A 13,799-nucleotide genomic window follows, 5' to 3' on the forward strand; every position below is an offset into this window, starting at 1 on the left:
TCTCCTTTTTGGCTGTATTTGTTTTTACGAATAAAGAGAACTATAATGGTGGATGCACAAAATTTAAGACTTTTTTGGAGGAACATACGTAATGAGATCTTTTCAGTTTTATAATCTGACCCGGCTGATTTTTGGCAAAGGGCAGCTTCAAGCACTGCAAACCGAAGTTCCAAAATACGGAAAGCGTATTTTGCTTGTATATGGTGGTGGAAGTATCAAGCGCAGCGGCCTGTACGACCAGGTGATCGGCCAGTTGAAAGAGATTGGAGCAGAGGTGACGGAACTCGCTGGTGTAGAACCGAACCCCCGTCTATCTACAGTTCATAAGGGCGTAGAACTATGCAGAACACATCACATTGATCTGGTTCTTGCGGTTGGCGGCGGCAGTGTACTTGATTGCGCTAAGGCCATCGCCGTAGGGGCCAAATACGATGGAGACATGTGGGATGTTGTTGTGCGCGAAGCAACTCCGCAGGGCGGACTTCCACTGGGTACAATTCTGACGATGGCAGCGACAGGTTCCGAGATGAATAACGGTTCAGTGATTACGAATCAAGATACACAGGAGAAATGGGCATGGTTCAGCGAGTATTCATTCCCGGCATTCTCCATTCTTGATCCGGAGTACACATACACTGTACCGCTGGATCAGACTGTATACGGCATGGTGGACATGATGTCTCATGTGTTTGAACATTATTTCCATCTGGATACGAATACACCGGTTCAGCTTGGATTCTGTGAGACGATTCTTCGTACCGTTATTGATACGGCCCCTCGTCTGATTAAAGATCCAGAAAACTATGAACTGCGTGAAACCATTCTCTACTGCGGAACAATGGCGCTGAATGATGTACTGAATATGGGTCTTGCCGGAGACTGGGCATCTCACAATATTGAACATGCCGTGTCGGCTGTCTATGACATTCCGCATGGGGGAGGCCTTGCGATCCTCTTCCCGCACTGGATGAAGCATAATCTGGATGTGGATGTAGAGCGATTCAAACGTATGGCCGTTAATGTATTTAATATTAATCCTACTGGAAAGTCGGACAAACAAGTGGCTGAAGAAGGCATTGAAGCGCTGCGTACATTCTGGACTTCGATTGGTGCTCCTAGCCGTCTGGCTGACTATGACATCGACGACAGTCAGATTGACGCGATGGCTGATAAAGCAATGCGATTCGGCCCGTTCGGATTCTTCCAGAAATTGCAGCGTGAAGATGTCGTGCAAATCTATCAAGCCGCACTGTAATTGGAAATTCACTTATATAGTGAATGTAATAAACAAGGACCTTCCTGTACGACTGAGGAAAGTCCTTGTTTTTATTTTAACATCATCTATTGTACGTTCAACGGCATATTCCAGATCATATCTTGCGAGCACTTTAAGCTTGTTCAACCGTTTCATCATTCCCACCAGTATACATCCGTTTCAGATACAACTTGCTTGGACGGTGCAAGAGCACGATGAGCAGGGCGAAGAGATGAATCAGGATAAACAGGTTACTTTCATTGGGAATAGCAACAAGCAGCGCCAAACTTAGAAATGTCACGGTGAGCTTGAACTTTCTCTTGGTGATGAATATAACGGCGAGCAGGCTTGGTCCAATCATAAACAACATTCTGCCTACGATTACGCCAGAGGCGTAAGCCAGATTATCCCCTTTGCGTGAGAAAGCAAGATAAGCCTCCATGTTCTGGTTAAAATCGATGAGGAACACAATAAAGGACACCATCACGTAGATCAATTTTACACTTAATAAAATGCGCACGACATTTAAAAGTGTGGGTAAAGCTGTTTTTACCATATCACTTCTCCTCTTCTACTTCGAACCCATATGATGGATTGTACTCCTATTCCTATTCCCCTTCAATGAATCGTCCTTTTCTTTCACGATATGTATTTCATACATTAACCGATGATGGGGATGTCATATTTTGTATTAACCCAAAGTCTACATTTTCCAATCGTCAACACCGATCCTGTACCTACAGTTATCCGCTTCCAAAGAATAAGGAAAATATTTTTAAAAGCGTTTTCTATACTGGACGTTTATTTAATAACAACCGATATAAAGTTAACCCATATTATATGGGGCACAACAAGAATGAGGATGGATGGTGAATGTATTCATGTTATTTGCAAAAGCGAGGCAACGCTTGACCAGCATGTCTTTTCGGTTCAAATTGCCAATGATGATCAGTATTCTGGTCTGCATCGTACTGGCCGTGACGGCAGTACTGTGTTACAAAGTGGCAGAGGAGATCACACTGGACAAAAGCAAAGATGAGATCCAGTCGACTTCTGAACGGATTGGAGCAGGTTTATTTACTTCACTAAGTCTGCAGGAGCAGTCCACGTTTCTAATCACAACACATCGGACATTCCAAGACTTGCTGGAGATTCGAGATACAGCAGAACAGAGTGATGACGCGTTTTTTTCGGAAAATAGCGAACTGGTGAACAAGGCCAATGGCATATTGGCAGACAGCCTGACAGGAATGGAGGGCAGTAGCGTTCTAATTCTCCTGGATCGGGAAGGCGTTGTGGTTGCAGCAAACAATCCCGAAGTGGTCGGCGGGGAACGTGCCACACGCACGTATTTTCAGCAGGCACTTCAAGGGAAAAACTATGTCAGCGAAGGTGTGATCTCCGAATCTCTGGGAACGCTGGGGACCGTCTTTGCAATGCCGATCTACGGTGATAACAAGGAAGTGAAAGGCGTGCTTGCGACGACTGCCTCGACCTCATTTTTCGTCAACCAGTTACAGAACGTCAAGATTAACGAAGAAGGAAAAGTTATTATACTGGATCGTTTAGGTCTGGTTATTTTTAATTCAGCAGATGAGAAAATGATTGGTCAGAAGATGGATTCCTCTGAGTATCAGTCGCTGATTGATCTGCCTGCCAATGAGCAGTTGCAACAAGGGGAGGCGAGCACGGAGGAAAAAGTGGTGTTCTACTCCAAAATTCCGAAGTCTGATTGGACTGTCATTGTGGAGGATACGTATGAAGATGTGAAGAAGCCGCTGACAGGTATGGCGAATCAAATGTACATTGTTCTGTTCAGTGCTATTGTGGTGTCGATCATTGCAGGCATCCTGATCTCGCAACTGGTAACCAGACCGATTAGCCGAATTACACTGTTGTTCAAACAGTTGGCCGGCGGAGACCTGACTGTTCAGGCACAAGGCAAATATACCGGAGAGTTCAAAGAACTGGCAGACAGCTTTAACACGATGGCCGAAGGGAACAAACAGCTGATCTCCAGCATGAACCATTCCATCGGCATCCTGAATACAAGTACGACGGAGCTAGAAAATTCCACTCAGCAAACCTCGACCACGATTGCTGAAACAACAACAACAGCATTTGAGATTTCACGAGCTATGGAGTCCCAGGCGAACGATACGGAAGCCATAGTGGACAAATTCATGAATGTTGGTAACAAGATTGAGAACGTAAATGAGATGTCGCAGTCCGTTATGCTCAAGGCAGATGAAATTACGGATGCATTCAAAAATAATCATGAAGTTATCGATGCGCTCATTGCGGTGAACGGACAGAACGAGATTGAAGTTGGCAACATCTCCAAAATTACAGTGCAACTCGCTGAAAGCTCCTCGGGCATTCACCAGATCACAGGTACCATTACCGAAATTGCGAATCAGACGAAATTACTTGCGCTGAATGCTTCCATTGAGGCTGCAAGAGCGGGTGAGCAAGGGCGTGGCTTCGCCGTGGTTGCTTCCGAGATTCGCAAGCTGGCAGAGCAGACGACAGCGCAATCGGAGGATATCAATCGAATTGTCATGCAGACCATTAATCACGTGGAACAGAATAACCGAAGTGTTCAGGCCATTGAGGAGATTGCGGAACAGCATAAGAGCAGTGTAAGCCAGACCAAGGAGACATTCAATTTCGTCACCCAGAATATGAATGAGATGATGAGCCAGGTCCAGGCCATTGCCACGGAGATCCAATCCATTGAACGTGATAAGGATGACGTCATTGGAGCTGCACAGAATCTGTCCGCTTCCGGGGAAGAAGTATCCGCGTCTGTGGAAGAAGTCACTGCGACGATGCAGGAGCAGTCCGGTATGACAGAACATCTGGCAGAGATGGTGCAGAGAATTGATGGACTGACCAAACAACTTGCCGAAGAATCATCCCGCTTTAAAATAAAGTAGCATAGTAGCCTGCGTAGTGAGAAGCAGTATAGCTAGTCTGTGAGACACAGCGTAGAATTTCTTCAGTTTACACAGTTAAATGAATACGAAAGAAACCCGTTTCTCATAAGAGAACTGGGTTTCTCCGACAATGTGAGCATCTGTACCTATCGTAGGGTACAGGTGCTTTTGTGTGTGATGCGCTACTCTCCTCGAACGGATGGTGCATATGCTAGCACTTCCATCTCAATTAAATAAGGGCCTAACCCACTGAATACGGTCATGCGGGCGGGATAGGGCTGCTTAATCATTCGTGCATAGACTTCGTTGTATGCGGGCTGATCCTCCACTCGTGCCAGATGAGTCGTTACCTTCACGATATGATCCAGTGTAAGTCCGGCTTCTTGCAGGATCACTTCAATATTACGAATACATTGCTCAGTCTGCTCCTTAATACCGCCGATAGGCTCAAGGGTCTGTAGATCAACGCCTACCTGACCTGCAACGTAGACCATATCTCCTGCACGGACAGCGTGGGAGAAAGGAAGTGGGAACTTGGGTGCTGTACTCGCATGTATGATGGTAGACATAGAAGTTATCATTCCTTTCTTAGTGAGGGTGTATATTGGTTGTTAACTGATGCCAGTTTGTAGCCTGTTGATATTGATGGGCGATGCACAACAAGCGGTCTTCTCGCATGAGTGGACCAGCAAGCTGCATGCCGATTGGTAGTTGCTTCCCTAAGGAAGTATCAAATCCGATGGGAACGGTAATGGAAGGTAGTCCTGTATTAGTAAAAGGCCCGTTGAAAATCGGACTACCGGTCTTGTAGCCATAGGGGGCCACATACGGCGTTGATGGAGTCAATAACACATCTACTTCATCGAAAAGCATCATCATCTCGCTGCGGAATATCGTTCGAATGCGCTGTGCCTGCAAATAATCAACAGCACTCGTTTGGAAGCCGAGTTCAAGTTGCTCCCGCATCGTGTGACCGTAGCGATCGGAGGCTTCCGCGAAGCGTTCCTGATGGAAGGCAGCAGCTTCTGCCCGCATAACCGTACGATGAGCAGCAATGGTCTCTTCCATATACGAAGGCAGATCAACTTTCTTCCATTGCATGCCCAGCTTCTCAAGTACAGCGAGTGCCGACTCTACCGCTAACAAGATCGCCGGTTCATCGGTCTGGAAGAAGTTGCTTGGTAGGCCGATCACCATTCCTGAAACAGGATGCTCAAGAGCGCTTGTTAAGTCTGGCTTGCCGTGAGGCAGTGTGAAGGAGTCCATCTCATCCTGCCCGGCCATCGCTTCCAGAACGATTGCGTTATCTTGTGCGGATCGAGTGAAGGCGCCAATATGATCCAGGCTCCAACTTGCTGTGATGACACCGTTACGGCTAACCCTGCCGTAAGTCGGCTTCATACAGGTTAAGCCGTTGTATGCTGCGGGTCTGAGCAGAGATCCAAAGGTCTGCGTTCCGAGTGTGAAGGAGGCCATGCCAGCCGCTACAGCAGCGGCAGAGCCTGAACTGGAACCGCCTGGGGTGTGCGCCAGATTCCACGGGTTGCGTGTTGGGGGTTCTCCTCCCTGAAAGGCGTATTCCGTGGTTGTTGTCTTGCCGAGCAGGATAGCGCCCGCAGCCTGCAACTTATCAATGACAGTAGCATTCGTCTCTGGTATGAAGTCAGGGTAGGTACTAGATCCGGCCGAGGTGCGTATGCCAGCGGTATGGATAATGTCTTTCGCTCCGTAGGGAATGCCATGCAGAGGGCCGAGATATTCGCCATTCATCAGCTTGCGCTCAGACTCTCTTGCGGCCTGCAAAGCCTGTTCGGCGGTGACCGTAACGAAGGCTTGCACAGCAGGCTCTACGTGCTCAATGCGAGTCAAATAGGACTCTGTAAGCTCAACAGGAGATATCGTCTTGTTTTTAATCCATGTTGCAGCTTCCATAATCGTCAGCTCGTTCAGTGGTTTCGTAATCATCGCAGAGGCACCCTCCTATGCGGCGCATTGGGGCCGACTTCTTCTGACAACTTGAAACCTCGAATCAGCTCCAAGTCGGCTGTAAATAGAGCAAGCTCCTCGCTAGTAATAACTCCGTTTGCGTATTTCGCACTTTCCGTGCGGCGGTGTGTGAGATAGTCGTCTTGGTTCAGAGTAATCACCCTTTCTCTCTCTATTTGGTGAAGCTTGAATCGATAATGTCCTCGTAAGCGAGGTCTTCCTTCAGATTGCCGATGAAGCGCTGCATATCGATTGCGGTGTTAAAAGCTGATTCGTTGATGAGCCCCTCAGCAGGGTATACCTTGCTGTCAATCATACGTTGTACGGCTTGTTCCACGACTTCTTTGTCCAGATTGGGGAACTCTTTTACAGCGACTGCTTTGGCACCATCAGGATTGGTTTGAATATAGTCCAGGGCTTGCTCGATAGAGGTGACGAAGCGCTGGGTGAGATCAGGATTCTCCTCAATGAAGCTTGCGGTTGTATTCATCGTTGCAAAGGCGAAGTCAGGATAATCTTTCGTGAAATCATGGACAATGTGCAGCCCCTCAGCAACGCCTTGATCCAGTTGGGGTTCGTAAACGATAGCAATATCGGCTTTGCCGGCTAATACAGCACCAAGTTCGGAGCCATTCTGAACCTCGGTGATCGTCACATCTTTGTCGATATCGATGTTATTGTCGGCGAAAAGCTTCCGCAGTAAGCTGTTGGAGCTTGTAGGTGCCAAACCTACAACAATGGTTTTACCTTTGAAATCCGCTGTTGTGTCCACCGTTACTCCTTCTCGTGCAACCGCCCACACAGGAGCACTGCCGGACAGAAGGACCAATGAGCGAGCATCTCCACCCTTGGCATTAGCGAATGCGACATGCTCAGGACCGTGGAAGGAGAACGCTGACTCGCCTGAGATGACCGATGACAATGCTGTTGGTCCACTTCCTGCAGCACGGATGGAGGATAGCTCAATGCGATTCTCCTCTAAGAATCCTTGGTTATTCGCTACATAGAGCGCAAGGTAGAGCAAATTGTGATACACCTCGGACACCATGATTTTATCCACCTTCGCAGTATCTTGCCCCTCATTACTGGATGTACCTCCGCTACTCGCAGGTGTTGTAGCATTGGTTCCGCATGCGCTGAGCAGTGTGGTCAATATCATCGTCATCGTTGCCAGAATAGCTATCTTTTTGAATGTACGCATTAGTCACCAGGCCCCTTTAATGGTTGTAGTTAAGTTAGTCGTTGCGGGTCAGTTTAGACAGATGTGGTTTTGCTGCTGGTCTTGTTGTCGTTCCATGGAAGAAGTCGGGATTCGATATAACCGACACAGGTGTAGAGTAGCATGGCGACCAGCATAAGCATGAACACGCCAACCCATACAGCCGGAAGGTTGAATAGGTTACCTTCGACGAACACCATATGTCCGAGTCCTTTGTCAGAAGAGATGAATTCTCCACCTACGACAGACACCAATGCCAAACCGATATTGATCCGGAAGGCTGAGATAATCCATGGCAGAGAGGAGGGAACAATAATTTTGCGGAAAATCTGTGATTTCTTTGCACCGAAGGATTTCATCAGATTAATCTGGGATTCGTCGATTTGATGCGTCGCTTGGTAGGCGGATAATAGCGCTACGATAAACGTTGCGACAGAGGCAAGAGCAATCTTGGAGAAGATGCCTGAACCGAACCAGATGATAATCATGGGGGCGAGTGCGATCTTCGGAATACCGTTCATCGCTACAATGAACGGATCGAGCACACGGGCAACGGACTTGGAATACCACATGAGTAATCCTGCCAACGAGCCGATTAAGCTCCCTGCTACGAAGCCGATAACAGTGGCATTCACCGTTGCAAAAGCGTCTGTAAGCAGTTGCCCTGAGCTGGCCATCGTGATGGCGGCATCAAGAATGGCGCTTGGTGATCCCATGAGGAATCCGTTAACCAGTTTCAGACGAACGGCGGATTCCCAGATCACCAGGATGACCGCTACAATAATGAACCGCCACAGCATCGTTATGAGCCATTCTTTGGAGAAGGTGGACTGTCTGCGTTTGCTCTTCACAACTCCAGCAGGTTTTCCGGCAAGGGTAATTTCAGGTGATGTGCTCTTCATTAGCTGATCCTCCCCATTTGGATATCAAGCTCTGCCCAGATCGATTCAAAATACTGTTTAAACTTCTGGTCGGAGCGGGCTTTCAGTGCTGAACCGTATTGCGAGGCGAGACCAATCTCATACACCTGCTTCACGGTCGTTGGTCGTTTGCTCATGACAGCAATGCGGTCGGAGATGGCGATGGCTTCCTCAATGTCATGCGTGATAAGCACGCCTGTCTTGCCCTCGGATTTCAGGATAGACAAGATCTCATCTTCCAGAATGAGTCGGGTCTGATAATCAAGTGCGGAGAAGGGTTCGTCCAGTAATATAATATCGGGCTGGGTAACGAGGGTACGTATGAGGGCTACACGTTGGCGCATACCGCCTGATAGTGTGGAGGGATAGGCTTCTGCGAATGAAGCTAGGCCATAACGATCCAGATAATCCATGGCAATATCGCCGCGATCTTTTTTGGACATGCCCTTCACTTCCAAACCTAGCGTGACATTGTCCAAGATGCTTCTCCAAGGCAGCAGCAGATCCTTTTGCATCATATAGCCGACATGCCCGGTGGTCTGATCAATCTCTTCGCCACAGACGATAACCTTGCCATTCGTTGGTTTAAGCAGACCCGCGATAATATTGAAGATCGTACTCTTGCCACATCCGCTCGGTCCCACGATACTGAAGAACTCCTGCTTCTTGATTTGCATCGAAACCTCAGCGAGTACTTGAATATCTTCGCCGGTTGCACTGACAAATGACTTGGATACGCCTTGTATCTGTATAGCCATGATAGGTAGCCCCTTTCCTACAGCCTGATGGTTGTTCGGTTCTTGATGTGAATTGATGTTAATTAACGTGACATTCATGAATATATTCCTAATCATATAGACTGTGGGTTCTGTTGTCATTAGTTACTTTGAACATAAAAATACAATTAAATCAGTTAAAATGAACAATTGAAGATTGGATATGAAAAGAAAAACAAAAGAACGTGTCATTATATATGACACGTTCTGGGTTCAAGACGTATGATTAACTTCACTGGGAGGTGGATTAAGCTTCAGAAGGGACTCAAGTGCAAAGGCAAGTCGAAAGCGCAGGCTCTCCATCGGGTCCTTGATGTTTCGGCCGGTTAGTTTCTCGCATTTTTCCAACCGATAGATCACTGTATTGCGATGTACAAACAGTTCTTTCGCTGTATCGACGATCTGGCAATGATTCTCATAGAAAGAGGATAAGGTCTTCATAAGTTCGCTGCGCTCGTTTGGATCTCGGCCTTCGAAGGGTTTAAAGGTTTCTTGATGGAACTGCAACATTTCATCGTGGGGAATCATACGCAGCAGGCGACTTATATCCATCGTCTGATAGGAATGGGCGAAGCGGGTCTTTCGCATCTGATAGCCGGATTGAAGCGCCTTGACTGCTTCCTTATAGGAGAGTCCGATATCCAATACATTCGTATAGGGATTGCCTATTCCGAAGGATAAGCTGAGCTGCGACTCCGTATACAGATTGCTTGCGATTCGCTCAAGTTGCTGAGTAACGGTGTGTTCGTCCCAAGACGATTCGTTCAAAAAGACGAGTATACCAAACTGGTCGTTCTTGGTGAACATGACAAAAGAAAGATCCAGTTTGGTGAACTCCTGCTTAATCAGCTCGTAATTAGCATCTCGTTCCGAGATGAAACGCTCTTCTCCTGAGGGAGTGAGAATGCGATTAGGATTGTTCGGTAAAGGTTCATCCATCTTGGCGATGATGAGAACGGAACTTCCTTTTGCCTGCAGCCCGTATTTCTTGCCGCGGTGCAGTGCTTCTTGTTCCGAACGAATGAAGCCTTGAATGAGATCGGAGAAATATTCATTTTTGTAACGACGGGAACGCTCTTTGACCGCTTGCTTCTTGGTTAACTCCAGACCGATTACATTGACGGCTTGCTCCAGTGCCAGAGTGGAGAGTTTAGAACTTGCGGAACTATCGTATCGTGCGATCAAATAGCCCTCGTGCCGATCCGTGAAGATGGGATGAAGCTCGGCGTGTCGATATGTATCAGCAGTAAGCAGGCAGATCGAGATTGCGGTATGGAAGGAAGGGTGCTCATCTATAAATGACAGTAAGGGCCCTGCGAGAGACTGGTCATCCATCTGTTGTGCATAATGGGAGCTTGCCGTAATCTGTTTCTTGGAACCAAGCAGAAGAACGGGTGAAGAGAGTAACTGAGACAACGTATCTACGATGTTGGGTATACCTTTTCCTTGCATAATCATCGTGGAAAATTGTTTGTGAATAGATAAGGCGTAGTGAAGCTCATGGGTTTTGTTCTGAAGGATGGCGCTAATCGATTGTTGAAATATTTCACCGAGTGTATTGTCGATCTCCGACAGCTCGATGATTGGGAAGCCCAGCCTGTCGGCTGTCTCAAGCAGTTGCGGAGATAATTCAAGAGAGAAGCGCTGTGTCTTGACCGCAAGCGCTGCACAACCAATCGCATGCATGTCGGTAATGAATCCAAGATGAGCATCGGGGCGGTCTTTCAGAATATAACCGTTGGTCAGCAGCATATCTCCGGGTTTCAGGAATTGTACAATATCTGGGGCATCCATAATATTAATCGATTGCACCAAACGATCTAGTCCGCGATGTCCGGCAATTACCTTTGCTTTGGATAGAATGGGGATAGTCAATAACTGTTGCAGATCCATCTTCAACCCACTCGCTTTCGTTATTATATGTTATAAAATCTAACATTAAGTGAGGTGGGCGTAAAGAAAAGTTTGGATAAAGAGGCTAAATGATATTGATTTTTTAAGCAGATTGTACAAAATGCTGAGGTGGATTAGGTGTGTTTCTATTAAAATGCGTGAGGTAAAGTTATATAAGATAAGGAGGATCAGCAGTTGCCTGATTCGGTGATCATCGAATGATGTCGATAGCTTTCGGAAATCCAATGCAAACAAATTTCTCATAAATATAAAAACTTTCCAATAATTCAATGCGTTATACTAAATAGATATAAAGAAAATTTGATAACTATTAACAATTCTATCACTAAAAAGGAGTTCTCGATCCATGAAAGGAAAAGGATTAGTATCGCTTCTACTTGCCAGTGTTGTTGCTAGTTCTATTTTAGTTGCATCGACTACAACTGCGGAAAGAGTCATAGCCCAAACTCCGATGGAAGCCGCAACTGAGTACTTTGATGCTTACATTGCTAAGGATGTAGAGGGGATGATGTTCTATGCTAAAGATACAAATTATTTGGATGAGAAGAGTCGTGAAGAAGGATATGTAAAGGACTTGAAGACCAATCCAACTACAGGGTATGAGATTGTGGAGAGCAAACAAATCAATACGGATGAAGTTCAACTTTATGTCGTTCAAAAGTATGCAGGACAAGACTATGAACAGTCACCGCCACTCCCATATAAAATTTTCAAAAGCGGAAATGGATGGAAGGTTTTAGTAGAGCCACTAGAAATCAATACATGGACAGGTGAAGTCACGAAAGGTACACCGATTCACGCTATGCAGTATACAGATCATTAGTTGTTGTACCTGTCTTCTACCAAACATAGGCCCACTTGAACTAGAAGGCAATGGATATATGAATGCATACTATAGAAACGATTGAGGAGTGAGTGACATCCAATGAAAAAATTATTGGTTAGTACGGCATCGATAATGACTGTTTCGGCAGTGACTGCTTTAAGTATTTATGCGAGTAATTTTTATGATGATGCTACAGCGGATAACCCAAACTATCCAGATTTTGGTCCAGCAGTAACATTATCAGAAGAGGAAATAAATAGAGCTTTAGAAAATGTCAGTGGTATAACGACTTCTTTTGGAACATTTGAAAGGGTAACCGAGAAAGATCCCTACATTACCGAGAAGGAGACGGTTGATAACTTAGATCATTTAACGGCCGATACCAAACAAATTTTTTCTCATGGTAATTATTTTGTGAAAAGCGAATCAGAGGAATAAATTTGTCATAAAAGGAAGTTAGGAAAGGCGGTGTAAAAATGCCAGCTACTTGGACATTTAGTGCAAATAGGACAAGAGACATTCTCTCTTATAAGAAAATAATCTTATACTAGGAGATGTTCATACTATGAAAATTTCAGACCGACTATTAAGACAATATTTAGATCATGTTTATTGGATATGTGGAGGCCCTTGCGGCGGAAAAAGCACGATGACTAATTTGCTTTCTTCAAAATGGAATATGAATTATTATTCTTCAGATGACCACACGTTTGATTATCAAAAAAAGGCTAATCCGCAGGATCATCCCGCCATATTACGACATTTTATTGATTGGGAATGGTTCTTTTTAGGACGAGGGAATGATAGAAGTCACTGGTTAAATTCCGTGTTTGACGAGAGTGTGGAATTTATCATCTTGGATTTGTTACAGATGGGGAAAGAGAAGCCAATCGTAGTAGATACTTTTATGGAACCTGCTTATCTAAGGGAGATTGCTGACCCCAACCGAGTTATTTATATGTTTGCAGAAGATGACCTCATTCGTGCGGATTATTTAGATCGAGATCATCTGAGGGGCATGGAGGGTTTGTTTCCTAATTTATCAGATCCACAACGTGCACGGGACGAAACATTAAACACAGTGGTTAGAGCATCGAATCATTATCTGCAACAAGCAGAGCAGTATCAATTAAAATGGTTTATAAGAACATCTCAGTCCAATAAAGAGCAGATGTTATTAGAAGTTGAAAGGCATTTCGGTTTCAAATGATACTGAATTGTTAATGATATCAGTCCCAGTCGTCATTTGTTACACTAAGGGAATACGATAGCTCAATAAACCACAGAAAACAGCCGATTAACCTAATCGGCTGCTTTTGTTCAGGTGACGGGCAGGTTAACTCAATGTCATCTTGCGAATTACAAGTGTAACTTTTTGACTAATTAATAGCGTTGTTAGTCACAAGTGATTTTTTACAGGTTCAAGAATAACTAAATAAAAGAATATGAGGGATGAAGTATTGAAGAAAAAGAGACTATTTTATATTGTTGTAACATTAGCCTTAACAACAGTGGCCCTAACTGCCTGTGATTCAACAAGTCCAACTCAAGAGAATTTAGATACTCAAACATCTAGTGTGTTATCAAGTCAGTCCCAAAGTGCAACCCTTTCTAATTCTTTAAGCGAACAAGAGAGCAAACCCTCCCACTTTATTGCTTCTGGAGGCGCTACGGTGCAGCAACCCTTTTCCATTAATCCGGAATTTGTGCATATAAAACTGCTTATGAAGAACAATAGTAGCCATGAAGTCAATGTTAGTTTGACGCACTTTGATACAAGTAAAGTGTATTTCGCTAGAACGATTGCTCCCGGGGAATCTTTAGAGTGGATAAATGTTAAAGAAGGTTTCACACAGGGAATGAGTACTGGAGGCTACTTGCTTCAATGGAATGGTGGCGGTTATCGTGTTGATGGGGAAGTATGGGGATCATCCGAACGAAGTTGAAAGGTAATACATAAATCA

The 13,799-nt window shown here is 45.4% G+C and carries 13 protein-coding genes; 6 read left to right on the forward strand and 7 right to left on the reverse strand.

The annotated features are described in order from the left end of the window. Positions 1–91 precede the first annotated feature (91 nt). The gene (locus tag ACX9NY_RS01090) at positions 92–1,255 is read left to right on the forward strand and encodes an iron-containing alcohol dehydrogenase (protein WP_472476743.1); all 1,164 of its coding nucleotides are present in this window, start codon (positions 92–94) and stop codon (positions 1,253–1,255) included. 133 nt (positions 1,256–1,388) lie between these two features. On the opposite strand, the gene ACX9NY_RS01095 is transcribed toward ACX9NY_RS01090, so the two are convergent. Beyond that, positions 1,389–1,811 (reverse strand): hypothetical protein, encoded by a 423-nt coding sequence (locus tag ACX9NY_RS01095; RefSeq protein WP_472476744.1) that lies wholly within the window; start codon positions 1,809–1,811, stop codon positions 1,389–1,391. Between the two features lie 325 nt (positions 1,812–2,136). Here ACX9NY_RS01095 and ACX9NY_RS01100 point away from each other — a divergent pair, with 325 nt between their 5' ends. Continuing rightward, positions 2,137–4,194, forward strand: a complete 2,058-nt coding sequence (locus ACX9NY_RS01100; protein ID WP_472476745.1) for a methyl-accepting chemotaxis protein — start codon at positions 2,137–2,139, stop codon at positions 4,192–4,194. 182 nt (positions 4,195–4,376) lie between these two features. Here ACX9NY_RS01100 and ACX9NY_RS01105 read toward each other — a convergent pair whose 3' ends face one another. From ACX9NY_RS01105 to ACX9NY_RS01130, 6 genes are all read right to left on the reverse strand, one after another. Next, on the reverse strand, positions 4,377–4,763 hold the full coding sequence (locus ACX9NY_RS01105; protein WP_472476746.1) for a RidA family protein: 387 nt from the start codon (positions 4,761–4,763) through the stop codon (positions 4,377–4,379). 19 nt (positions 4,764–4,782) lie between these two features. After that, complete coding sequence (locus ACX9NY_RS01110; RefSeq protein ID WP_472476747.1) at positions 4,783–6,159, reverse strand: amidase; 1,377 nt, start codon at positions 6,157–6,159, stop codon at positions 4,783–4,785. Between the two features lie 193 nt (positions 6,160–6,352). Beyond that, positions 6,353–7,381, reverse strand: coding sequence for an ABC transporter substrate-binding protein (locus tag ACX9NY_RS01115; RefSeq protein WP_472476748.1), 1,029 nt, complete (start codon positions 7,379–7,381; stop codon positions 6,353–6,355). Between the two features lie 53 nt (positions 7,382–7,434). Next, complete coding sequence (locus ACX9NY_RS01120) at positions 7,435–8,301, reverse strand: ABC transporter permease (RefSeq protein WP_339236631.1); 867 nt, start codon at positions 8,299–8,301, stop codon at positions 7,435–7,437. Then, positions 8,301–9,077: an ABC transporter ATP-binding protein gene (locus tag ACX9NY_RS01125; RefSeq protein WP_339236628.1), complete on the reverse strand. Its 777-nt coding sequence runs from the start codon at positions 9,075–9,077 to the stop codon at positions 8,301–8,303. Before ACX9NY_RS01125 ends, ACX9NY_RS01120 begins: the two co-directional genes overlap by 1 nt. Before the next feature lie 231 nt (positions 9,078–9,308). Continuing rightward, complete coding sequence (locus ACX9NY_RS01130) at positions 9,309–10,988, reverse strand: PucR family transcriptional regulator (RefSeq protein ID WP_472476749.1); 1,680 nt, start codon at positions 10,986–10,988, stop codon at positions 9,309–9,311. A gap of 367 nt (positions 10,989–11,355) precedes the next feature. Here ACX9NY_RS01130 and ACX9NY_RS01135 point away from each other — a divergent pair, with 367 nt between their 5' ends. The 4 genes from ACX9NY_RS01135 to ACX9NY_RS01150 all read left to right on the forward strand — a co-directional run bounded on the left by ACX9NY_RS01135 (position 11,356) and on the right by ACX9NY_RS01150 (position 13,781). Next, positions 11,356–11,832: a hypothetical protein gene (locus ACX9NY_RS01135; protein WP_091013459.1), complete on the forward strand. Its 477-nt coding sequence runs from the start codon at positions 11,356–11,358 to the stop codon at positions 11,830–11,832. A 102-nt stretch (positions 11,833–11,934) separates the two neighbouring features. Beyond that, positions 11,935–12,273, forward strand: a complete 339-nt coding sequence (locus ACX9NY_RS01140) for a hypothetical protein (protein WP_472476750.1) — start codon at positions 11,935–11,937, stop codon at positions 12,271–12,273. Positions 12,274–12,400: 127 nt separating this feature from the next. Beyond that, a complete protein-coding gene (locus ACX9NY_RS01145; RefSeq protein WP_472476751.1) occupies positions 12,401–13,045 on the forward strand; it encodes a hypothetical protein in 645 nt (214 codons plus the stop codon). Positions 13,046–13,295: 250 nt separating this feature from the next. Further along, the gene (locus ACX9NY_RS01150) at positions 13,296–13,781 is read left to right on the forward strand and encodes a hypothetical protein (RefSeq protein WP_472476752.1); all 486 of its coding nucleotides are present in this window, start codon (positions 13,296–13,298) and stop codon (positions 13,779–13,781) included. Positions 13,782–13,799 lie beyond the last annotated feature (18 nt).

It is taken from the genome of Paenibacillus sp. CB74 (assembly GCF_055687625.1).